Origin of the sequence: Microbacterium sp. ABRD28, assembly GCF_003850245.1 — a bacterium.
In the GTDB taxonomy this organism is placed as follows: domain Bacteria; phylum Actinomycetota; class Actinomycetes; order Actinomycetales; family Microbacteriaceae; genus Microbacterium.
Genome location: NZ_CP031015.1, coordinates 2,580,316 through 2,601,256, shown reverse-complemented (window position 1 = coordinate 2,601,256; position 20,941 = coordinate 2,580,316). Strand labels below are relative to the sequence as shown.

General features: G+C 68.6%; 20 protein-coding genes. 12 read left to right on the top strand and 8 right to left on the bottom strand.

Annotation, left to right across the window (positions count from 1 at the left end; genetic code table 11):
- Nucleotides 1-16: 16 nt before the first annotated feature.
- The 3 genes from DT073_RS12570 to DT073_RS12560 are packed head-to-tail and all read right to left on the bottom strand — an operon-like array spanning nt 17 to nt 3,253.
- Entirely contained in the window at nt 17-1,288 is a 1,272-nt protein-coding gene (locus DT073_RS12570; RefSeq protein WP_124293692.1) for a DUF445 domain-containing protein, read from the bottom strand.
- Nucleotides 1,289-1,328: 40 nt separating this feature from the next.
- Nucleotides 1,329-2,480 (bottom strand): acyl-CoA dehydrogenase family protein, encoded by a 1,152-nt coding sequence (locus tag DT073_RS12565; RefSeq protein WP_502697166.1) that lies wholly within the window; start codon nt 2,478-2,480, stop codon nt 1,329-1,331.
- Nucleotides 2,474-3,253, bottom strand: coding sequence for an alpha/beta fold hydrolase (locus tag DT073_RS12560; protein WP_240638854.1), 780 nt, complete (start codon nt 3,251-3,253; stop codon nt 2,474-2,476). The genes DT073_RS12565 and DT073_RS12560 overlap by 7 nt, the downstream gene beginning before the upstream one ends.
- 56 nt (nt 3,254-3,309) lie before the next feature.
- Here DT073_RS12560 and DT073_RS12555 point away from each other — a divergent pair, with 56 nt between their 5' ends.
- Complete coding sequence (locus DT073_RS12555; RefSeq protein WP_124293689.1) at nt 3,310-3,714, top strand: pilus assembly protein CpaE; 405 nt, start codon at nt 3,310-3,312, stop codon at nt 3,712-3,714.
- Nucleotides 3,715-3,736: 22 nt separating this feature from the next.
- Here the strand turns inward: DT073_RS12555 and DT073_RS12550 are convergent, their stop codons facing one another.
- Complete coding sequence (locus tag DT073_RS12550; RefSeq protein ID WP_124293688.1) at nt 3,737-4,942, bottom strand: MFS transporter; 1,206 nt, start codon at nt 4,940-4,942, stop codon at nt 3,737-3,739.
- Nucleotides 4,943-5,282: 340 nt separating this feature from the next.
- Between DT073_RS12550 and nrdH the strand changes: the two genes are divergently transcribed.
- Genes nrdH through nrdF form a run of 4 tightly spaced genes read left to right on the top strand, consistent with a single transcriptional unit; the run spans nt 5,283 to nt 9,144 of the window.
- Complete coding sequence (gene nrdH / locus DT073_RS12545; RefSeq protein WP_124293687.1) at nt 5,283-5,516, top strand: glutaredoxin-like protein NrdH; 234 nt, start codon at nt 5,283-5,285, stop codon at nt 5,514-5,516.
- Nucleotides 5,517-5,566: 50 nt separating this feature from the next.
- Complete coding sequence (gene nrdI, locus DT073_RS12540) at nt 5,567-6,001, top strand: class Ib ribonucleoside-diphosphate reductase assembly flavoprotein NrdI (protein ID WP_124293686.1); 435 nt, start codon at nt 5,567-5,569, stop codon at nt 5,999-6,001.
- Nucleotides 5,983-8,139, top strand: coding sequence for a class 1b ribonucleoside-diphosphate reductase subunit alpha (gene nrdE / locus DT073_RS12535; protein ID WP_124293685.1), 2,157 nt, complete (start codon nt 5,983-5,985; stop codon nt 8,137-8,139). Before nrdI ends, nrdE begins: the two co-directional genes overlap by 19 nt.
- A gap of 30 nt (nt 8,140-8,169) precedes the next feature.
- On the top strand, nt 8,170-9,144 hold the full coding sequence (nrdF, locus tag DT073_RS12530) for a class 1b ribonucleoside-diphosphate reductase subunit beta (RefSeq protein ID WP_124293684.1): 975 nt from the start codon (nt 8,170-8,172) through the stop codon (nt 9,142-9,144).
- Between the two features lie 172 nt (nt 9,145-9,316).
- Here nrdF and DT073_RS12525 read toward each other — a convergent pair whose 3' ends face one another.
- Nucleotides 9,317-10,513, bottom strand: a complete 1,197-nt coding sequence (locus DT073_RS12525; RefSeq protein ID WP_124293683.1) for a trans-sulfuration enzyme family protein — start codon at nt 10,511-10,513, stop codon at nt 9,317-9,319.
- Nucleotides 10,514-10,629: 116 nt separating this feature from the next.
- On the opposite strand from DT073_RS12525, the gene DT073_RS12520 reads away from it, so the two are divergent.
- Both DT073_RS12520 and DT073_RS12515 read left to right on the top strand, forming a co-directional pair.
- Nucleotides 10,630-11,103: an Lrp/AsnC family transcriptional regulator gene (locus DT073_RS12520; protein WP_124293682.1), complete on the top strand. Its 474-nt coding sequence runs from the start codon at nt 10,630-10,632 to the stop codon at nt 11,101-11,103.
- Between the two features lie 153 nt (nt 11,104-11,256).
- Nucleotides 11,257-12,648 carry an HNH endonuclease signature motif containing protein gene (locus DT073_RS12515; protein ID WP_124293681.1) on the top strand — a complete coding sequence of 464 codons (1,392 nt, stop codon included), beginning with the start codon at nt 11,257-11,259 and terminating at the stop codon, nt 12,646-12,648.
- A gap of 39 nt (nt 12,649-12,687) precedes the next feature.
- On the opposite strand, the gene DT073_RS12510 is transcribed toward DT073_RS12515, so the two are convergent.
- Together DT073_RS12510 and DT073_RS12505 are read right to left on the bottom strand one after the other, a co-directional pair.
- Nucleotides 12,688-13,386, bottom strand: coding sequence for a hypothetical protein (locus tag DT073_RS12510; protein WP_124293680.1), 699 nt, complete (start codon nt 13,384-13,386; stop codon nt 12,688-12,690).
- Nucleotide 13,387: 1 nt separating this feature from the next.
- On the bottom strand, nt 13,388-14,494 hold the full coding sequence (locus DT073_RS12505) for a class I SAM-dependent methyltransferase (RefSeq protein WP_124293679.1): 1,107 nt from the start codon (nt 14,492-14,494) through the stop codon (nt 13,388-13,390).
- Nucleotides 14,495-14,602: 108 nt separating this feature from the next.
- Here DT073_RS12505 and DT073_RS12500 point away from each other — a divergent pair, with 108 nt between their 5' ends.
- Together DT073_RS12500 and DT073_RS12495 are read left to right on the top strand one after the other, a co-directional pair.
- Nucleotides 14,603-15,067, top strand: coding sequence for a DUF3817 domain-containing protein (locus tag DT073_RS12500; RefSeq protein WP_124293678.1), 465 nt, complete (start codon nt 14,603-14,605; stop codon nt 15,065-15,067).
- Nucleotides 15,068-15,091: 24 nt separating this feature from the next.
- Nucleotides 15,092-15,502, top strand: coding sequence for a DoxX family protein (locus tag DT073_RS12495; protein ID WP_164478187.1), 411 nt, complete (start codon nt 15,092-15,094; stop codon nt 15,500-15,502).
- Here DT073_RS12495 and DT073_RS12490 read toward each other — a convergent pair.
- Nucleotides 15,499-16,236 (bottom strand): EI24 domain-containing protein, encoded by a 738-nt coding sequence (locus tag DT073_RS12490; RefSeq protein ID WP_124293677.1) that lies wholly within the window; start codon nt 16,234-16,236, stop codon nt 15,499-15,501. The two genes, DT073_RS12495 and DT073_RS12490, sit on opposite strands and share 4 nt — an antisense overlap.
- A 56-nt stretch (nt 16,237-16,292) precedes the next feature.
- Between DT073_RS12490 and nagA the strand changes: the two genes are divergently transcribed.
- From nagA to DT073_RS12475, 3 genes are all read left to right on the top strand, one after another.
- Nucleotides 16,293-17,447: an N-acetylglucosamine-6-phosphate deacetylase gene (nagA, locus tag DT073_RS12485; RefSeq protein ID WP_124293676.1), complete on the top strand. Its 1,155-nt coding sequence runs from the start codon at nt 16,293-16,295 to the stop codon at nt 17,445-17,447.
- Nucleotides 17,444-18,262, top strand: a complete 819-nt coding sequence (locus tag DT073_RS12480; protein WP_124293675.1) for a hypothetical protein — start codon at nt 17,444-17,446, stop codon at nt 18,260-18,262. Before nagA ends, DT073_RS12480 begins: the two co-directional genes overlap by 4 nt.
- 111 nt (nt 18,263-18,373) lie before the next feature.
- Nucleotides 18,374-20,923 carry an ATP-dependent Clp protease ATP-binding subunit gene (locus DT073_RS12475; protein ID WP_124293674.1) on the top strand — a complete coding sequence of 850 codons (2,550 nt, stop codon included), beginning with the start codon at nt 18,374-18,376 and terminating at the stop codon, nt 20,921-20,923.
- Nucleotides 20,924-20,941: the final 18 nt, after the last annotated feature.

Here is a 20,941-nt window from a genome sequence, read left to right as displayed (position 1 = left end):
TAGCGCCGCGGGAGCGTCATCCCCAGATGGCGCGGGCGATCGTGTAGATGACGAGCCCTGCCAGCGCCCCGACGATGGTGCCGTTGAGCCGGATGTACTGGAGATCGCGGCCGACCATGAGCTCGATCTTCTCCGTCGTCTCCTCGGGGTCCCACTTCTCGACGGTGTCGGTGATGATCGAGGCGATGTCGTGGCGGTAGCGGTCGACCAGGAAGACCGCTGCCTCGGTCACCCAGCCGTCGGCCCGGTGCTGCAGGGCGGCGTCGGTCACCAGGCGGTCGCCGATCTCGGCCAGAGCGTCGGCCAGTCGGCGCCGCAGGCCGCTGTCGGGGTTGTCGAGGGCCGCCAGCAGTCCGGACTTCGCGGTGCCCCAGGCCTGGGCGGCGAGCTCGCGGACCCGGGGGCTGTCGAACAGCGCCCCCTTGGCGTCTTCGAGGCGTCCGATGGTGGTCGGATCGGTCTGCAGGTTCCGCGCGAGCCGCTCGAGATATCCGTCGATCGCATGCCGCGCCGGGTGGTCGGGGTCGGCGCGCACGGCCGCCACGAACTTCACCGCTTCGTTGTACACCGTCTCGTCGACCAGGCGCTGCGCGATCCGAGGCACCCAGCTGGGCAGGCGCCGCGAGACCAGGCCCTCGAAGGCCACCCTGTTGGCCGCGAGCCAGTGGTCGATCGTCTCCGCCGCCAGATCGACGGCGCTGTGGTGGGCGCCCGCGTCGATCACCCGGCCCAGCCACGCGCCCACGGGAGGTCCCCACTCCGGAACGAGCACGTGCTCCCGCGCGAGCTCTTCGATGACGTCGCGCACGTCGTCGTCGCTCAGGGCGCGCAACACGCCGGCGGCGATCACCGAGGCTTCGGAACCCACTCGGGCGGCATGCGCGGGCTCACGGAGCCACTCGCCTGCCCGCCGGGACACGTGGGTCGCGGCGAGCTTCGTGCGCACCACGTCACCGCGCAGGAACTCGGTCTCGACGAACTCGCCGAGCGTGCGGCCGATCTCGTCCTTGCGCTTGGGGATGATCGCGGTGTGCGGAATCGGGAGACCGAGCGGATGACGGAACAGCGCCGTCACGGCGAACCAATCCGCGAGCGCCCCCACCATCCCGCCCTCGGCGGCCGCGCGGACGTAGCCGAGCCAGGGCACCTGCTCCTGGAGCGAGAAGGCGACGGCGAACACCACGGCCATCGCCAGCAGAGCGCCCAGGGCCACGGCCTTCATCGTGCGCAGACCGCGACGCCGCTGCTGGTCGGCGGGGCTCAGCAGAGCCGTCGGGGTACGTGCCATCCGGTCATCCTCGCACGCGCACCTTGGCGAATTGCGACGCTCAGGAGGGCGTCTCCAGCGGCCCGAGCCACGCCGTCGCGGCGGCGGAGTGGGCCGATTCCGGGTCGGAGGGATGGAACACCCCGGCGGCGACGTCGCGGTAGAGCCGGGAGAGTTCCGATCGTGCGAAGAAGGATGACCCTCCCGCGACGACCAGTGCCTCGTCGACGACGGCTTTGGCCGTGGTGACGGCCCGGTGCTTGACGCCCGAGAGCAGCGAGAACCAGCGTCCGCCGTGGTCCACCTCGTGTGCGAGATCGCGGCACAGCGCGTCGATCTGCGGCGGCATCGCGTCGTAGGCGATGGCCATATCGGCCACCTGCCAGCGCAGCCGCGGGTTTTGGCTGTCCTTCCGCGCGGCGGCGAGGACGGCGAGATCGAGAGCCCGCCGCGCGATGCCGGTGTACACCGAGGCGATGAGCAGTTCGAACACGCTGAAGATGCCGAACACGAGCGGGTCGGGCTGAGGCCCGGGCGCAACGCGCCTGACCACGCGCTCGGGCGGCGCGACGGCGCCGTGGAGCTCCGTCGTGCGGGACTGGGTGGCGCGCATGCCGAGGGTGTCCCAGTCGTCGCGGATGCGCACCCGCCCCGCAGCCTCTTCGTCTCGTGGCACGAAGGCGTAGACGATCCGCGGGCCGTCGGCTGAGCGGGTGTCGAGGCCGTGGAGCCCCAGCTGCGTCCAGACGGGGGACAGGGTGGTGAAGATCTTCGTGCCGGTGAAGGCGTAGGCGCCGTCGGGCCGGGGCTCGGCGGCGGTGTCGCTGCCGAAGAGCACGAGGTCGTTGCCGGCTTCACTGATGCCGAAGGCGAACACCTCTCCGGCCGCCGCGCCCTCCAGCACGAACCGCAGATCGTCGATGCCGCGGTCGGACAGCTGGCGTGCGACGCCCGTCCAGACCAGGTGCATGTTGATCGCGAGCGCCGTCGCCGGGGCGGCGGTGGCGAGACGCTGCTGCAGCAGCGCGACCTCGGCGAGGGAGAGTCCTCGCCCCCCGAGGGCCTCCGGTACGAGGAGGGCGAGGTACCCGATGCCCCGGAGCTCGTCGAGGTCGGCTGCGGGGAAGGTGTTCTCGCGATCGTGCGCGCTCGCGCGCTCACGGATACGCTCGAGCAGATCCGGCGGGAGGATCGTCTCCGGTTCGGTCACGATCCCATTGTCCGTCTTCCCTGCATCACCCGGCGCAGCTCAGCGACGGTCTCCTCGGGCTTGTCGCGATGCGGCGAGTGTCCTGCACCGGCGACGACCGTCATCCGCACCCGGGTGTTGGCTGCGAGCACCTCGGTGGCGAGCGGGCCGTCGAAGATGCTGTACACCGCCGGATCGGCGGCCAGGATGTCCACGTCGACATCGAGGCGCGACAGGGCTTCACGCACGTCCCACGTGGGGTTCTGCAGGCTCGTCTGCTCCACCGCCCACCGGCTGGCCTGCCGGGCCGCGAGGGCTTTCAGCTCGATGTCATGGGGATGCCACTGCGGGTGCGCCGCGCGCACAGCGACCTCCGTCGGGTCGGCGAAGGCCTCTTCCTGACTGCGTCGCACGACCTCGCGGTCGTGGTCGGAGAGGTGGATGGCGGGATCGATCAGGATGACGCGGCGCGCCCATCCGGGAGTGTCGGCGGCGGCCAGCGTGGTCGCCGCGCCGCCGAGGGAGTGGCCGATGACGAGATCCCACGTCTCATCGCCCGCCTGGGGGCGGGCGTGGGCGAGGTCGGCGGCGTAGGCGGGGATCGTGTAGTCGAGCACGCGCGGGGCGACGCCGTGCCCGCGCAGGTCGACGGCGTCGGCACGCCAGCCGTCCTCGGCCAGGGCCACGCCGAAGCGCCACATCAGCGCCGCGCTCGAACCGAGGCCGTGGACGAGGAGCGCGCGCCGCCCCGCGCGCGGATCGCCCCAGGAGATGCGGGGGAGGGTCACCGGAAACATCACGCCCTTCAGCGTAAGCGGGCCCCGCCGCCCCGGGGTGGCGGAAGATGGAGGGCATGATCTCGACCGACCTGGCCCTCGAGCTGCGCGCGGCGGGTCTCGTGTGGCATCCGACATCGGGTGATCGCTTCCAACTCGACGAGCCCGAGTTCGACGCCGACGTCTTCACCGTCAGCGAGATGACCATCGAACCGCGTGATTACCCGACCGGTCGGATTCTGGCCTTCAACGGCACGACCGAGTGGGCGCTCGACTCCGTCGCGCTCGAAGACGCCCTGTGGCTGCCGCATGAGAGTCAGCTGCGCGAACTGCTGCGCGGGGCGTTCCGGTCGCTGCGCCGGCTCGTCGACACGCATCAGGTGGAGATCGAGCTGGGCGGCGATGTCATCGTCTTCGAGCACCCCGAGCCCGCCGACGCCTATGCACTGGCGGTCCTGGAGCTGCTGCGCCGCATCCAGTAGGGGGGCCGCCCGCGGCATCCGCTCAGGTGATCGTCGAGACCGGCTCGGTGTCGGGAATGGGGCTCGCGTCGCGCCCGCGGAGATCGGGGAAGCCCCGGACGAAGACCACCGCGACGAGGAAGCCGACGCCCGCGAAGGCCGCCGCCGCCATGTAGGCGCCCTGCGGACCCACGCCGTCGATGAGGAAACCGGCGACGGCCGACCCCGCAGCGGCGCCGATGAGCTGCCCGGTGCCGATCCATCCGTAGGCCTCGGCGGTCTCGCTGAACTTCACGCTCGCCGAGGTCATCGCGAAGAGCACCGCCAGGGCCGGGGCGATCCCGATCCCGGCGAGGAAGAGGGTGCCGCCCAGCCACCACACATCCAGCGAGATCAGGGCGAGGAGGAGTCCCAGGGTGAAGATGCCCATGCGTCGCGCCATCGCCCACGGACCGATGGGGATGTGGCCGAAGCCGAGGCCGCCGGCGAGGCTCCCGATGGAGAAGACCGCCAGGACGAGCCCGGCCTCCAATCCGCTGTGGCCGAAGGTCGCCACGACTCCGGCCTCGACCGCGGCGCAGCCACCGATGAGGAGGAAGCCGATGACGGTGGCCAGAAGCACGGGCGGCTTGGCGAGCACGCGTCCGAGGCGTCGGCGGCTCCGAGGGATGCGCACGCGCCCGACCTCGGGCGACAGGATGAACCACAGCCCGCCGCCGACGAGGATCACCACGATGAGGACCAGGGCCTCGACGGTGCCGATCTGGGTCGCCACGAACGTCACCAGAACCGGGGCGATGATCCAGATGATCTCCTGCAGCGAGGCGTCGAGCGAGAACAGGGGAGTCAGCTGACGGGAGTTGACCATCTTGGGGTAGATCGTGCGCACGGCCGACTGGACCGGGGGCGTCGACAGCCCGGCGACCAGGCCCAGCACCATGTAGGCGGGGAGCGGCATCTCCACCAGGGCCAGCGTTGCGATCGCCACCGCGCAGATCGCAAGGGTGATGGAGAGCACCCGTCGCATGCCCCACAGGCCCATCCACCGGCTGGTGACCGGGCCGGCGACCGCCTGTCCGACGGAGGTGGCGGCCAGGACAAGTCCCGCCGCGCCGTAGGAGCCGGTCACCTGCTCGATGTGCAGCAGGACGGCCAGGCTCGTCATGCCGTTGGGGAAGCGGGCGGTCAGCTGTGCGGCGATGATGCGCGCCACTCCGGGGGTGCGCAGAAGGTCTCGATATCCCGCCACGCCACCACGCTAGTGCGACACGCCGCGACACGCCGTCGTCCACTGTCCACAGGAAATCGGATGTCGGAACCCCCGAATACCGTCCCCCCTGTGGAGGAGTTCTCGTTCCGGTTCGGAAAGCCGCGCGAATCCGGGCTTTCCGGTCGCGGAATCGGAGCGCCGCCTGTGGATGAAACGGTGGACAACCTGTGTTGTACATGGGGATGACGGTGAGAAAACTACACGGATGTAACTACTATCCCTAGTGGTGCTATCCGATGTCGGCACCCATATGTAGTATTGGTCTCCCGGTGGGGGTCACCGGAGCAAACACTCGAAATCGAGGGGAGAACGGATCGACATGGCGATCACCGTTTACACCAAGCCGTCTTGCGTGCAGTGCACCGCGACCTACCGTGCGCTGGACTCGAAGGGCATCGAATACGAGGTCCACGACCTCTCCGAAGACCCGGCAGCGCTCGAGCAGGTCAAGGCCCTCGGCTACCTGCAGGCACCCGTCGTCATCACCGACGAGGACCACTGGTCGGGCTTCCGTCCCGACAAGATCGACGAACTGGCGTCGCGCCTGGCCTGAACCCGGCGCCGCGTCGGGGACCCCGCGAGGATCGAGCCCAGGAGGGAACCATGAGCGCACTGGCGACATCCGCCCCGCTCCTGGTCTATTTCTCCAGCGTGTCGGGCAACACCGCACGCTTCATCGAGAAGCTCGACCTCCCCGCCGTCCGCATCCCGATCACCGCCTCCGAACCGACCCCGGTCGTGGACGAGCCCTTCGTTCTCGTGACCCCCACCTATGGGGGAGGCCAGGGACGCGGTGAAGAGAAGGGTGCCGTCCCCAAGCAGGTCATCCGTTTCCTCAACGACGAGCGGAACAGACGACTTCTGCGCGGAGTGATCTCCGCAGGCAACAGCAATTTCGGCGAGTCGTTCTGCCTCGCCGGCGAGATCATCAGCCGCAAGTGCCGGGTGCCGCACTTGTACCGGCTCGAAGTATTCGGCACGCCTGAAGACGTGACACGCGTCAGCGATGGATTGGAACGATGGTGGAAGCTGCACTGACCGAGAAGGACTTCAAGACCGAGGCGCGATTCGAGGGTCTGGACTATCACGCCCTGAACGCGATGCTGAACCTGTACGGACCTGATGGGAAGATCCAGTTCGACGCCGACAAGCGCGCTGCGCGGGAGTACTTCCTCCAGCACGTGAACCAGAACACGGTGTTCTTCCACTCGCTCAAGGAGCGGCTGGACTACCTCGTGGAGAAGGAGTACTACGAGCCGGCGGTGCTCGAGAAGTACCCCTTCGAGTTCATCCAGCAGCTCAATGACCTCGCCTACGGCAAGAAGTTCCGCTTCGAGACCTTCCTCGGCGCTTTCAAGTACTACACCAGCTACACGCTGAAGACCTTCGACGGCAAGCGGTACCTCGAGCGCTTCGAGGACCGTGTCGTCATGACCGCCCTCGGGCTCGCCGACGGCGACCAGGCGCTCGCCGTCCAGCTGGTCGAGGAGATCATCTCCGGGCGCTTCCAGCCGGCCACGCCGACGTTCCTCAACACCGGGAAGGCGCAGCGCGGCGAACTGGTGTCGTGCTTCCTCCTGCGGATCGAGGACAACATGGAGTCGATCGCCCGCGGCATCAACTCCGCCCTGCAGCTGTCCAAGCGCGGTGGCGGGGTGGCGCTGCTGCTGTCGAACATCCGCGAGGCGGGCGCTCCGATCAAGCAGATCGAGAACCAGTCCTCGGGCATCATCCCGGTGATGAAGCTCCTCGAAGACAGCTTCAGCTACGCCAACCAGCTGGGCGCCCGTCAGGGCGCGGGTGCGGTCTACCTGTCGGCTCACCACCCCGACATCCTGCGGTTCCTCGACACCAAGCGCGAGAACGCCGACGAGAAGATCCGCATCAAGACCCTGTCGCTGGGTGTGGTCATCCCCGACATCACGTTCGAGCTGGCGAAGAACGACGAGGACATGTACCTCTTCTCGCCGTACGACGTCGAGCGCGTCTACGGGGTGCCCTTCGGTGACATCTCGGTCACCGAGAAGTACCGCGAGATGGTCGACGACGCCCGCATCAAGAAGACGAAGATCAACGCGCGCGAGTTCTTCCAGACCCTCGCCGAGATCCAGTTCGAGTCGGGTTACCCGTACATCATGTTCGAGGACACGGTGAACAAGGCCAACCCGATCAAGGGTCGGATCAACATGTCCAACCTGTGCTCGGAGATCCTGCAGGTCAACACCCCGACCACCTACAACGAGGACCTCTCGTACGCCCAGATCGGCAAGGACATCTCCTGCAACCTGGGCTCGATGAACATCGCGCTGGCGATGGACGGCGGCGACCTCGGCCAGACGGTCGAGACCGCCATCCGCGCCCTGACCGCGGTGAGCGACCAGAGCCACATCCGCTCCGTGCGCTCGATCGAGGACGGCAACGACCGCTCCCACGCGATCGGACTCGGACAGATGAACCTGCACGGCTTCCTCGCCCGTGAGCACATCCACTACGGCTCGGAAGAGGGCCTGGACTTCACGAACATCTACTTCTACACGGTGCTCTTCCACGCTCTGCGCGCGTCGAACCGCCTCGCCATCGAGCGCGGCACCGTCTTCGACGGGTTCTGGGACTCCACCTACGCGTCGGGGGAGTTCTTCGACAAGTACACCGATCAGGCGTGGGTGCCCGCCACGGAGCGGGTCAAGGAGCTGTTCGCCCAGATCCCCGTCCCCACCCAGGACGACTGGCGCGAGCTGAAGGCGAGCATCCAGCAGCACGGCATCTACAACCAGAACCTGCAGGCGGTTCCGCCGACGGGGTCGATCTCGTACATCAACAACTCGACCTCGTCGATCCACCCGATCGCGTCGAAGATCGAGATCCGCAAGGAAGGCAAGCTCGGCCGCGTCTACTACCCGGCTCCGTTCATGACGAACGAGAACCTGGAGTACTACGAAGACGCCTACGAGATCGGCTACGAGAAGGTCATCGACACGTACGCCGCCGCAACGCAGCACGTGGACCAGGGGCTGTCGCTCACGCTGTTCTTCAAGGACACCGCGACCACGCGCGACATCAACCGGGCGCAGATCTACGCCTGGAAGAAGGGCATCAAGACCATCTACTACATCCGCCTGCGGCAGATGGCGCTCGAGGGAACCGACATGTCCGAGTGCGTCAGCTGCATGCTGTGACCCTCTGACCAGGACTTTTTAGGAGACACGATGGCTGAGAAGCTGCAACTGCTCAACCGGGTCCAGGCGATCAACTGGAACCGCATCCAGGACGACAAGGACCTCGAGGTCTGGAACCGTCTGGTGAACAACTTCTGGCTGCCCGAGAAGGTGCCGCTGTCCAACGACATCCAGTCGTGGAACACGCTGACCCCGCAGGAGCAGACGCTGACGATGCGGGTCTTCACCGGTCTGACGCTCCTGGACACCATCCAGGGCACCGTGGGGGCGGTCTCGCTGATCCCCGATGCGATCACCCCGCACGAGGAGGCGGTGTACACCAACATCGCCTTCATGGAGTCGGTGCACGCCAAGAGCTACTCGTCGATCTTCTCGACGCTGTGCTCGACGCCCGAGATCGATGACGCCTTCCGCTGGTCGACGGAGAACGAGAACCTTCAGAAGAAGGCGCGGATCGTCATGGACTACTACCGCGGCGACGAGCCCCTCAAGCGCAAGGTGGCATCGACCCTGCTCGAGTCGTTCCTGTTCTACTCGGGCTTCTACCTGCCGCTGTACTGGTCGTCGAAGGCGAAGCTGACGAACACGGCCGACATCATCCGCCTCATCATCCGCGACGAGGCCGTGCACGGCTACTACATCGGCTACAAATTCCAGCGCGGTCTGGAGCTGCTGGATGAGGCGGCGCGCCAGGACATCAAGGACTACGCGTTCTCGCTCCTGTACGAGCTGTACGACAACGAGATCCAGTACACCCAGGATCTGTACGACGAGGTCGGTCTCACCGAGGACGTGAAGAAGTTCCTTCACTACAACGCCAACAAGGCGCTGATGAACCTCGGCTACGAGGCGATGTTCCCGGCGACCGTCACCGACGTGAACCCGGCGATCCTGTCGGCGCTCTCGCCGAACGCCGACGAGAACCACGACTTCTTCAGCGGGTCGGGCTCGTCGTACGTCATCGGCAAGGCCGTCGCGACCGAGGATGACGACTGGGACTTCTGATGACCCCTGGTGAACGCCCCGTTCCACCAGTCGGCGCATGACGACAAGGCCCCTGGCCAGGCACCTTCGCGGGTGACGGACCGGGGGCCTTTCGTGGTTCCAGCCGCTCAGGAGCGTGCTGCTTCGCCTCCCCGTCTTCGACGGAACAGTCCTGCGGCTGCCCTGGTGTGGATTACGCGCTGATCAGCTCGGCGGGAATCGCGCGGAGCGCGCGCGCGAGGTCGTCGCGGAGATCGTCGACGTGTTCGAGTCCGATCGACAGTCGCACGAGCCCCGCGTGCGGGCGCGCGTGCGGGGGCACGGGACGATGCGTCAGGGCGGCAGGGTGCTGGATCAGGGAGTCGACCCCTCCCAGCGACACAGCGTGTGTGAAGACCGTGACGGCCGAGGTGGCGGCCGCCGCAGCCTCGAACCCTCCGCGAAGTCTCACCGCGATCATCGCGCCGGTTCCTCGCATCTGACGTCGCAGCAGACCACGCGGATCTCCGTCGAGGCCGGGGTAGTGCACCTCGGCGATCTCTGGCTGCTCCTGCAGCCATTCCACGAGCCGGCGCGCCGACCCCTGCTGCCGTTCCAGGCGCACCGGCAGAGTCGGCAGTCCTCGGTGCAGCAGATATGCGCCGAGCGGGTGCAGAAGTCCACCGGTCACCGCGCGCACACGACGCAGCGCGGCGGCGGTCTCAGCACCGCACGCGATGACACCGGCGATGACGTCGCCGTGGCCGCCGAGGTACTTCGTCGCGCTGTGCAGCGACATCGCCGCTCCGAGCGCGACCGGATTCTGCAGCAGTGGCGTTGCGAACGTGTTGTCGACGAGGACAGGGATGCTTCCGGCCGACGCCACCGCGCCCGCGATGTCGACGAGCTCGAGCGTGGGGTTGGCGGGCGTCTCGACGACGATCAGCCCGGTTTCGGGTCGGATCGCGGCGGCGATCTCGTCCTCGTCGCAGTACGTGACATCGATACCGAGCAGTCCCGACGAGAGCAGGTGATCGGTCCCGCCGTAGAGCGGGCGCACCGCGATGACATGCGACCTCCCGGACGCTGCACTGTGTGCGATGATCGCGGCGGTCATCGCCGCCATGCCCGAGGCGAAGGCGACAGCCTCCTCGGCGCCCTCGAGCTCGGCCAGCGCGCACTCGAAGCGGGCGACGGTGGGATTCCACAACCGCGCATAGACGAGACCGCCGTCGGCGAGCGGGTGACCCCCGCTCGCCATGGATTCGTACGACAGCCCACCGGCTTCCAGATCGGGGAGGGGGTTCGTGGTCGACAGGTCGATCGGGAGCGCATGAACGCCGAGACCCTCGAGGTCGTTCCGTCCGGCGTGCACGGCGACCGTGTCGCGGTGGCGGTGTGCAGATTCCATACCGTTAGTGTGGGGGGAATCGCAAGAAGAAGCCCGTGATCAGGCTGAAAGGGCGGAAAAAGCGTGTTTGATCCGAACTCTCTGCAGAATTCGTCTGCTCGGGGGAAGGTTTCTCGATGAAATCCCAAGGCGGTGACCCGCTGGATGACAACGACATCCGCATCCTGCGGCTGCTCCAGCGCGACGGTGATCTCACCAACCGCGCCCTTGCCGAACGGCTCGGCCTGGCCGAGTCGACGTGTGCCCATCGGGTGCGCATGCTGCGCGCGCGGGGGGTGATCCGCGGATCGCAGGTGCGCTTGAGCGAGACGGCGCTGGGCTATCCCATCCAGGCTCTCATCCGCGTGCGACTGGGGAGTCACACGGCTTCTCGTGTTCGCGAACTGTTCGACGCGCTGTGTGAGATCCCGTCTGCGCTGCGTGTCTTCCACGTCGCCGGAGTGGACGACTTCCTCGTCCATGTAGCCGTGCGCGATCCCGAAGCGCTGCGGGACGTGGTGCTCGAGCACATCACCGTGCACCCCGTTGTGCGGGCGACCGAGACGCAGCTCCTCTTCGAGGTGCGCGATGGCCAGGGTCCTTCCATCTGAGCTGTCCAGCCTTCGACGAGCGTGCGCTTCTCGAGAGCCTCGTCGGGGGCTTCGCTCGATTGGAGCCCGGGTGCCTCATCAGGTCGAGATCGGTTCAACCTGGGGTTGAGGGTTTCGGGTCTCGATGTCGGAGGGTGGTGCCATGCTTCGTACATGCGTTCGAACCCGCGGCTCACCCTTCTCAGCGAGGAGGATCGGTCTGAGCTGACGGGTGTGCTGACGCGGGTGGAGGCCGCGCAGGTAGCGCTGGCTGCCGCGGAGGCGGAGCAGACGCGTGCATTGGCCGAGGCTGGGGCGTTCGCGGCGCGGCTGACGGAGGGGTCATCCGCGGTGGTGCGGGACCGGGATATGGCGCTGCGGGGTGTGGCGGCCGAGATCGCGGCCGCGGTGCGGCTGTCGGACCGGTCGGTGCAGCGGCAGATCGACACCGCGTACGCGGTGGTGAACGACTATCCCGCGACGGTGCACTGCCTGGAGAAGGGGCTGATCACGCGGGCGCATGTGGCGGTGGTGGAGGATGTCGGGCGGCGGTTGCCGCCGGAGGTGAAGGGGGAGTTCGATCAGCTGGCCGCGGAGATCTGTCTGGACGAGACCCCGGGTCGTGCGCGTGCGGATTTGGAGATCATCGCCGAGCGGATGCACCCGCGGACACTGACCGAGCGGCATGCGGGGGCGTCCCGGGAGCGGAAGATCGTCCGGTACGCGATCGGTGACGGGATGTCGGAGCTGCGGGCGGTGCAGTCCACGGTGCTGATCGAGGGGATCTTCCAACGCATCACCGACGAAGCCACCGCGGTCATCACCGCTCGAGAACCGCAGCCGGGCGATGATGTGGCGCCGGACACCCGGACGATCGATGAGGTCCGCGCGGACGTGTTCGCCGACATGCTCCTCACCGCCGTACCGAGCCTCAACCCGACCGGCTCTGGTGACCTGCCGGGAGGGTTGGGCGCGATCACCGCGAAGGTGCAGGTCGTCATCCCCATCATGGCCCTCATGGGGCAAAGCGACGTCCCGTGCGATCTTGCCGGGGTCGGGCCGATCGATGCCGAGACGGCGCGGTTGCTTGCGGGGAACAGTGACGGGATGTGGGAGCGACTCCTCACCCATCCGGTCACCGGGTTGACGATGGCAGTGGACCAGTACCGGCCGACCGGGGCGATGGTCCGGTTCCTGAAGGGCCGGGACAAGCACTGCCGGTGGCCAGGATGCCGGATGCCCGCCCGAACCTGCGAGATCGACCACAACCACGACGCCGCCCTGGGCGGGAGAACCGAGATCTGCAACCTGTCCTGCCTGTGCCAACGGCATCACAGCATGAAACAGTTCACCGCCTGGAAGGTGAAGCAACTCGACGGTGGGGTCATCGAGTGGACCTCCCCCACCGGAAGGATCTACGTCGACAATCCACCGGGTCATGGGGTGCACTTCTCACCGGAGGAGGACGTCCCCGACGACCTGTGGGTGAAATGGACCACGTTCACCGGAGAGTTCCGGATCACCGACGAACCCGCCGACGACCCCCGAGAACCGGCGCCGTTCTGACGTCCAGTCGGCCGGGCCGGCAGTCGGACTCGCGCCGTCTCACCGCCCCGCGATGAGACCGAAGCCCAGACACACGACGCCCGCGGCGGCCAGGACGACCGCATAGGTCCATCGGTAATCCAGATGGATGAGTCTGTCGTAGGTGCGTGACACGAAGGCGGCCGCGCCCGGCAGCCGCGACCACACTCCGGCGAGCAGGACGAACGGGGCGATGAGCGCCAGCAGGAAGACGGCGTACGCCAGGATCCGGGGAACGAGCTCGTCACTGATGCCCGCGGTCACGCGGCCCGTGGTGTACATGATCGGGAGGGTCGTGAATCCGACGATCGAGCAGCTGAGGCCGAGCCAGAAGTAGCTCCCCGAATGTGCACGGCTTTGCGTGGCGCGCGCGACCGCTGCTCGCCGGGGGACACGGAGACGCCAGACCGCGACCCCGATCGCCGCGGCCAGGAAGACGGCCCCGGCGATGAGGTCGACCGTGCGGCTCAGCGCGAGGGCGTCGGCATCGCGCTCCGCGGCGGTGACGAGATTCGCCGGATTGAAGCTCTGCAGCGCCACGAAGAGGATCGTGGCGCCCGTCGCGAGGCCACCCACCATCCACCCCATCCGCGCCGCCACCTGGGTGTTGCGGGCCAGCATGTCGGCCGTCGCCCCGTACAGGGCGGGGTTCAGGCCGAGCGCCAGTCCGAGCCCGATCAGCGTCGACAGGGCGACCGCCCACCGGGCGATGTTGTGCATCTCAGCCGCTCCTGGACACGGTGACGGTGAACTTGGCGTTGCGGGCGACCTGACGGGTGGGGCCGACGAGGCGCTCGAGTGTCGATCGGTGGCGGAGGTGCGAGTTCCAGACGGTCCAGAGCTCGCCCTCCGGGGCGAGCACCCGAGCGGCGTCAGCGAACAGCCCGTGGGCGAGCCGCTCATGCACGGCCGCTCCGGTGTGGAACGGAGGATTCAACGCGATCAGGTCGGCCGCCCGATCGGGGAGGGTCGACAGGCCGGCATCCTGAATGACCTCTACCCGATCGGCGACCCCGTTCGCGGCGGCGGTGGCGCGCGCTGAGGCGACGGCGGCCGCCGAGACATCCGACGCGTGAACCCGGAGACGGGGATGACGCCGAGCGAGCGTCGCGCCGACGATACCGTTTCCGCAGGCCAGGTCGACGACGAGCGCGTCATCCGAAATCCCGTTCGGAAGATTCTCCAGGAGGAGCCGGGTGCCGATGTCGAGGGAAGCGCCGGCGAAGACGCCGCCGAAGGCACAGACCTCGAGGTCGCCGACCCTCGCACGCTTCGGCTCGGGGTCGCGTCCGTCGTGGGGCTCGGCGGCGATGAGGACACGGGACTTCTGCCGCGCCGGGCTGACGTCCACACGCCCGAAGCACCGCCGCAGGACGTCGTTCATGGCCAGGGTCATGTGTTTGATGCGGCCGCCGGCGAAGACCCGCACGTCGGGGTGAGCGTGCCTCGCGATGAGACCGGCGATGTCATCCAGCGCATCCAGGGAACGGGGGAGGCGTAGAAGGACGACCCTCGCGTCTCGCACGAGTTCAGCGGACAGCGGCAGGGAGCGAAAGACTCCCGACATCTCCAGCGCCTCGGCGTTCGCAGCGAGAGCGCGTTCGCCGAGGAGAGAATCCTGATGCACCCTCAGGAACCACCCCGGCTGCGCTGAGGCGAGGGTGAGCGCCCCGTAGGCATCGCCGATCACGACCATCTCGTCCGGCGCCGCATCACGGCGCGCCTCCTGGGACAGGTCCAGGAGCAGTCGATCGGCCGCGTCGACGGCCACGAGGTCCGGAGCCTCGACGTCAGGCCACCGCCGCAGCGCGTCGAAGGGGAACTCCACACCTCCACGCTAGGCGCCGTCGCGATCTCTTGACACCGACACGACCGGGGCGGCGCGTTCTGTGGGCTTCTCTAGGCTGGAAACCCCGTCCCTCGCCGAGGAGAACCCGTGTTCCGCACGCCCCTGACCCTCTTCCGCACCCTCGCCATCGCCGAGGCGGTGTCGTGGACCCTGTTGATCACCGGATTGATCCTCCGTGCGACCGCCGGTCTCGACATCGCGGTGACGATCGGCGGCGGCATCCACGGCTTCGTCTTCCTGGCTTACGGAGCGACGGCGGTACTCGTCGCCCTCAACCAGCGCTGGTCGCCGGGGCCGGCGATCGTCGCCGTCGGGAGCGCCGTGATCCCGTACGCCACCATCCCCACCGAGATCTGGCTGCAGCGCTCCGGCCGCCTGCGCGGATCGTGGCGGACCGAGGAGACGGCCGATCCCCGCGACCGCCGGATCCTCGACCGGATGCTGCGCTTCTTCCTTCGGCGCCCGTGGGTGCTCGCCCTGCTCATCGCGACCGCGGTCGTGCTGCTGTTCGTCGTGCTTCTCGTCGTCGGCCCGCCCGGAGGTCGGGAATGATCCTCGCGCGGTTAGGCTGACGGGATGTCGGACAGCTCGAGCCCCCTGCGCACCCTCGCCCGCTGGTCGCTGGCCGGCGCGATGGTGTTCGCCGGCGTCACCCACCTGTTCTGGGGACGCAAGGAGTTCCAGGCGCAGGTTCCCGACTGGACCACGCGGGGCACCGGGTTCGACAAGGATGACGTCGTCATCGTCTCGGGAGTGCTGGAGGTCATGCTCGGGGCGTCGCTCGTGCTGCTTCCGAAATCACGTCGCACGCTCGGGAACTACCTGGCGGCGTTCTTCGTGGCGATCTTCCCCGGCAACCTCGAGCAGTACCTGAAGAAGCGCGACGGCTTCGGTCTGGACAGCGACCGCAAGCGCCTGTTCCGTCTGTTCTTCCAGCCCGTTCTCGTCGCCTGGGCCATGTGGTCCACGCGGGACGGCCGGCGCTAACCGCTCGCGTCCTCTCCGACGAGCGTCCGCGCGAGCATCGTCGCGCCTGCGGTCGCGGCCGGCATGACCGCCACGGCGCCCAGAGGCACGAGGAAGCACAGCTGGGTCGCGATCCCGAAGCCCCACACCCGGGGCCGGGCGCGGCGGAGCAGAGCGCGCCGCTCCCTGCGCGAGATGCCGCGTGCCGTCAACGCACGCGAGGTGAGTTCGTCGGCGAGGATCCAACCGGTGAGCACCGTACCGATGACCGCTCCCAGGACCGTGCCGACGACGGGGATGAAGCCGACGAGGGCCGCGCAGATCGCGATGAGGATGCCGCGGCCGAGAAGTGAGAGCGCGTCTCCTGTGGATCGCCAGAAGCCGTAGTCCGCGCCGGGGATATCTCCTGCCGCGCTCTTCTCCACCGAACGCCAGATGCGGTCGTAGAACGGCTCTCCGACGATGAGGGTCACGGCGGTGAAGGTGACGATCGCGATGATGCCCGCACCGCCGAGAAGCGCGGCGCTCACGGCGATGCGAAGGACGCCGGTCCAGAACTCCGGCCATCCCGCCGCGAACGGCGTCAGCCATTCGGCGACTTCGGGAACCCAGGCGCCCAGGACGACCAGCGCGGTGATGAACACCACCGCGACGACGACGGCGGGGATGAGTCCGAGCGCCATCGCCGCGGGACGACGAGCCCACCACCCGAACCCGCGGAGGAGGAGCCCCACCCCGCGCCACAGTTCCGACATCCCGCTCCTTCCGGCCCTGTGAAGGATAGCGAGGCTCGGACGGATATCGTGGCGGAGTGAACGCGACCGGCACCACAGTCCTGCATTCGGCTCGACTGGTTTCAGGCGGTGAGATCACCGAGGACGCGTGGCTGCTGCTCGACGGCGACGTCGTCTCGGTGCGCGGTACCGGCGCCGACTGGCAGCGCCACGCGCCTGCGGAGGTCATCGATGCCTCGGGCCGCGTCCTCACCCCCGGATTCATCGACCTGCACTGTCACGGCGGAGGCGGAGCGGCCGTCGATGACGGCGCCGCCGCGATCGCACGGGTGTTGGACACCCACACCGCCCACGGCACGACACGCTCCGTGCTCTCCCTGGTGAGCGCCCGCATCGATACGCTCGCGTCGCGCCTCGCCGCGATCGCGGAGGCGAAAGCCCGCGATCCGCGCGTCCTCGGCGCGCACCTGGAAGGACCTTTCCTCCACCCCGACTTCCGGGGGGCCCACGATCCCGACGTGCTGCGTGATCCCGATCCCGAGACGGTGCGTCGCCTGCGGGATGCCGCGGGGAATGCACTCGTCCAGATCACCGTCGCCCCCGACCGACCTCACGCGCTCGAGGCGATCGAGACGTTCGCCGACGCGGGCGTCGTCGTGGCGGTGGGCCACACCGGCGCCGATCGTGCCCTGGCCGAGGCGGCGTTCGCTCGTGGCGCGAGGCTGCTCACCCATGCCTTCAACGCGATGCGCGGCATCCATCACCGGGCACCGGGCCCGGTGCTCGCCGCGGTGAACGCGTCGGGAATCGTTCTGGAGGTCATCCTCGACGGCAGCCACGTCGACCCCCTGGTCGTGCGGATGCTGTTCGATCTCGCCCCGGGGCGCATCGCGCTCGTGACCGACGCCATGGCCGCCGCGGGCGCGGCAGACGGCGACTACATCCTCGGCGACCTGGAGGTCACCGTGTCGGAGGGCATCGCGCGGTTGGCGGGCACGGAGACGATCGCCGGCTCCACCCTCACTCAGGACGCCGCTCTGCGCCGAGCCGTCGAACAGGTGGGACTCGACCTCCCCACAGCCGTCGCCGCCCTGACCGAGACCCCCGCGAGGGTCGTCGGGCGGCAGGACCGCTTGGGGCGTCTCGACCCCGGATTCGCCGCCGACGTCGTCCTCCTCGGCCCCGCGCTCGAGGTCGAGTCCGTGTGGTCGGCAGGACGGCGGTTCCGGTGACCCAGGTCGCGGCCGCGACATCCCTCGCCCGCACCTACCGGTACGTCCGGCTGGCGATCCTCGGGGCTGTGCTCGCCCTCCTCGTCTCCGTCGCCGCGGTCGCGATCGACGTCGGGACCGCACCGGAGTCGTTGAGCGCCGGCTTCTACACCCCTGCTCGGACGGTCTTCACCGGGTCGCTCTTCGCCGTGTCGCTCGCCCTCCTCGCCCTGTCGGGGCGGAGCGTGCCCCAGGCTCTGCTCGATGTCGCCGCGGTCCTGGCCCCCCTCATCGCCATCATCCCGACCCCTGTGGGTGGCGTCGTGCCCGCCGCCGTGCACGCCGACGTCGTCAACGGTCTCATCACGTTCGCGATCGTGGGGGTGGTCGCGCTCGTCGCCACGCTCTTCGTCGCCCGCGCCCAGCGGACCCTCACCCGTGGCGTGCTGACCACGGCCGGCGCGGCGGGCGGGCTCATCGTCGGGTTCCCCCTGTGGGCGGCCGTGGATCAGGAGAGTCTGCTCCGTTTCGGTCATCTGGCGGCGACCCTGGCCTTCTTCGCCCTCATCGCCGCTGTCGCCGGGTGGACCGCCTGGGCGCCGACCTCCTCCCGGCCGGCCGCCCGCGCGATCTACGGAACGATCGCCGTGGGAATCCTCGCCGCGATCGGCTTCCTCTTCGTCGTCTTCCTCCTGAGCGTCGCCGATCCGCGAGGGGCGGCCACCGGCATCCCGCTCGTCCTCATCGGCGAGGTCGTGCTCCTCCTGCTGTTCTCGGCGTTCTGGATCGTCGAAACGGCTCAGACGTGGAACGATCCGGATCCGACTTTTCGGTGACGGCGGTGGGAATAGTCGCCATCACGTCGCGTTGAAGTTGATACGTGTCTGCTCAAGTTCCCGTACCGGGATCTCCGAGCAGGCTTCGCATCACCCTTCACGGAGACTGACATGCCCGAAGACTTCCCCCAGACCGGTGACGGTCAGAGCGCGTTCGACGAGTTCCTCGCTCGCTACCTCGCGGGCGAGCGGGCTCGCGCGGAGCGTTCGATCGACCTCAGCCGCTTCCTGAGCGCCCGAACCCAGGAGATGCTGCAGCTTGCCGGCCGCTACGCCCTCGAGCGCGGCCAGCGCGAACTCGACGCCCTGCACGTGCTCCGCGTGCTGGTCCAGCACGCCCCGGCGCGCGATGCGGTGGCGCGGATCGGCTCCGATCCCGACGCGATCGCCCGCGCGGCCGAACAGCGGCTCCCCGCCGCGTCGACGGCTGCCGACGTCGACGGCGCCGTGATCACTCCGTCGGTGCAGCGCGCCCTCTTCCACGCCTTCCAGGTCGCACGCTCCTCCGGCTCGACCTACGTCGACCCCGAGCACCTGTTCTTCGCCCTCGTCCTCGCGCAGGACACACCGGCCGGGCAGATCCTCGCCCAGGCAGGCGTCACCGCCGAGGCGCTCACCCAGAGCGTGCGCGAGACGGTCACCCCCGGCGGAACGAGCGCCGAAGAGAGAGCGGATGCCGCGGCATCCGATTCCCCCATGCTCGACCGTTTCGGCACCGACCTCACGGCCCGTGCCCGCGACGGACTGCTCGACCCGGTGATCGGGCGCGAAGACGAGATCGAGCAGACGATCGAGATCCTCAGCCGCCGCACGAAGAACAACCCCGTGCTCGTCGGCGAGGCCGGCGTCGGCAAGACCGCGATCGTCGAGGGCCTGGCCCAGGCGATCGTGGCGGGCGACGTTCCCGAGCAGCTGCGCGACAAGCGCGTGATCGCCCTCGACCTGCCCGCGATGCTCGCCGGCACGCGCTACCGGGGCGACTTCGAGGAGCGCCTCACCCACACGATGGACGAGATCGCCGCGCGCTCGAACCAGCTCATCGTCTTCATCGACGAGGTGCACACCGTCGTCGGCGCCGGGGGCGGCGGCGAGGGTGCGATGGACGCCGGCAACATCCTGAAGCCCCGGCTCGCGCGCGGCGAGCTTCACCTCGTGGGTGCGACGACGCTGAAGGAGTACCGCACGATCGAGAAGGACCCCGCCCTGGAGCGCCGTTTCCAGCCGGTGAGGGTGGGCGAGCCGTCGCTCATCGATGCCGTCGAGATCCTCCGGGGCCTGCGCGGCGCCTATGAGGAGCACCACGGGGTCACCTACACCGACGACGCACTGCGTGCCGCCGTCGAACTCAGCGACCGGTATCTCACCGACCGGGTTCTTCCCGACAAGGCGATCGATCTCATCGACCAGGCAGGGGCACGGCTCCGGCTGCGCCTGGGGTCGAAGGTCGACACCCGGGAGCTCCTGGAGCGTCTCGCCACGCTCGAGGCCGACAAGAATGCCGCGGTCACCGCGGAGCGCTACGAGGAGGCGTCTCAGATCCGCGACGAGATCACCGCGGTGCAGGAGCGCCTGCGTGTGGCGACCGAGGCCGGCGCGAAGGCGGGTGCGGCGGTGGTCGACGAACCCGAGATCGCCGCGGTGATCAGCCGCGCCACGGGCATCCCCGCTCAGCGTCTGACCGAGACCGAGCGTGAGCGCCTGGCGGCGCTGGAGAGCGAGCTGCACGCGCGGGTGATCGGACAGGATGACGCGGTGACCGCCGTCGCCAAGGCGGTGCGGCGGAGCCGCACCGGAATGGGGGACAGCCGCCGTCCCGTCGGTTCATTCCTCTTCCTCGGCCCGACAGGGGTGGGCAAGACCGAGCTGGCGAAGGCCCTGGCGGCCTCCCTGTTCGATGACGACGGCGCCGTCATCCGCTTCGACATGAGCGAATTCGGCGAGCGGCACACGGTGTCGCGCCTGGTCGGTGCCCCTCCCGGATACGTCGGATACGACGAGGCGGGGCAGCTCACCGAGCGCGTGCGGCGCAACCCGTACTCGATCGTGCTCTTCGACGAGATCGAGAAGGCCCACCCCGACGTGTTCAACCTGCTGCTGCAGGTGCTCGACGATGGCCGCCTCACCGACGGTCAGGGACGAACGGTCGACTTCTGCAACACCGTGGTCGTGATGACCTCGAACATCGGGAGCGAATTCCTCGCCTCGCGCTCGGGTGCCATCGGCTTCATCGCCGACGGCGGCGGAGCCACCGGTTTCGGCTCGGACAAGGATCTCCGCGACCGTGTGATGGGGCGTCTGCGCGACGCCATGCGACCGGAGTTCCTCAACCGCATCGACGAGATCGTGCTCTTCCGCAAGCTCGAGAAGGAGCAGCTGGAGCAGATCGTCGGACTCATGCTCGGGGCGACCCGTGCACGGCTGAGCGCCCGCGAGGTGTCGCTCGAGATCGATGACTCGGCGATCGCATGGCTCGCCGAGAACGGCTACGAGCCCGAGTACGGGGCGCGTCCCCTGCGCCGGCTCGTCCAGCGCGAGGTCGACGACCGCATCGCCGACCTGTTCGTGTCGGGAGCGCTCAGCGACCGCGGAGCGGTGAGGCTCGACGCCGCTGACGGGATGCTGCGGGTCGCCGCCGGAGCGACGGTCGCCGCTCGAGCCTGACGCTGGTTCCGATGGGGC

What these genes read in the sequence shown, in the direction of transcription:
- nrdI (WP_124293686.1), top strand. Translation starts at nt 5,567, where the DNA reads ATGAGCGCACTGGCGACATCCGCCCCGCTCCTGGTCTATTTCTCCAGC.
- DT073_RS12570 (WP_124293692.1), bottom strand. Translation starts at nt 1,288, where the DNA reads ATGGCACGTACCCCGACGGCTCTGCTGAGCCCCGCCGACCAGCAGCGG.
- DT073_RS12515 (WP_124293681.1), top strand. Translation starts at nt 11,257, where the DNA reads ATGCGTTCGAACCCGCGGCTCACCCTTCTCAGCGAGGAGGATCGGTCT.
- DT073_RS12560 (WP_240638854.1), bottom strand. Translation starts at nt 3,253, where the DNA reads ATGTTTCCGGTGACCCTCCCCCGCATCTCCTGGGGCGATCCGCGCGCG.
- nrdE (WP_124293685.1), top strand. Translation starts at nt 5,983, where the DNA reads ATGGTGGAAGCTGCACTGACCGAGAAGGACTTCAAGACCGAGGCGCGA.
- DT073_RS12475 (WP_124293674.1), top strand. Translation starts at nt 18,374, where the DNA reads ATGCCCGAAGACTTCCCCCAGACCGGTGACGGTCAGAGCGCGTTCGAC.
- DT073_RS12510 (WP_124293680.1), bottom strand. Translation starts at nt 13,386, where the DNA reads ATGCACAACATCGCCCGGTGGGCGGTCGCCCTGTCGACGCTGATCGGG.
- DT073_RS12525 (WP_124293683.1), bottom strand. Translation starts at nt 10,513, where the DNA reads ATGGAATCTGCACACCGCCACCGCGACACGGTCGCCGTGCACGCCGGA.
- DT073_RS12490 (WP_124293677.1), bottom strand. Translation starts at nt 16,236, where the DNA reads ATGTCGGAACTGTGGCGCGGGGTGGGGCTCCTCCTCCGCGGGTTCGGG.
- nrdF (WP_124293684.1), top strand. Translation starts at nt 8,170, where the DNA reads ATGGCTGAGAAGCTGCAACTGCTCAACCGGGTCCAGGCGATCAACTGG.
- DT073_RS12555 (WP_124293689.1), top strand. Translation starts at nt 3,310, where the DNA reads ATGATCTCGACCGACCTGGCCCTCGAGCTGCGCGCGGCGGGTCTCGTG.
- DT073_RS12495 (WP_164478187.1), top strand. Translation starts at nt 15,092, where the DNA reads ATGTCGGACAGCTCGAGCCCCCTGCGCACCCTCGCCCGCTGGTCGCTG.
- nrdH (WP_124293687.1), top strand. Translation starts at nt 5,283, where the DNA reads ATGGCGATCACCGTTTACACCAAGCCGTCTTGCGTGCAGTGCACCGCG.
- DT073_RS12520 (WP_124293682.1), top strand. Translation starts at nt 10,630, where the DNA reads ATGAAATCCCAAGGCGGTGACCCGCTGGATGACAACGACATCCGCATC.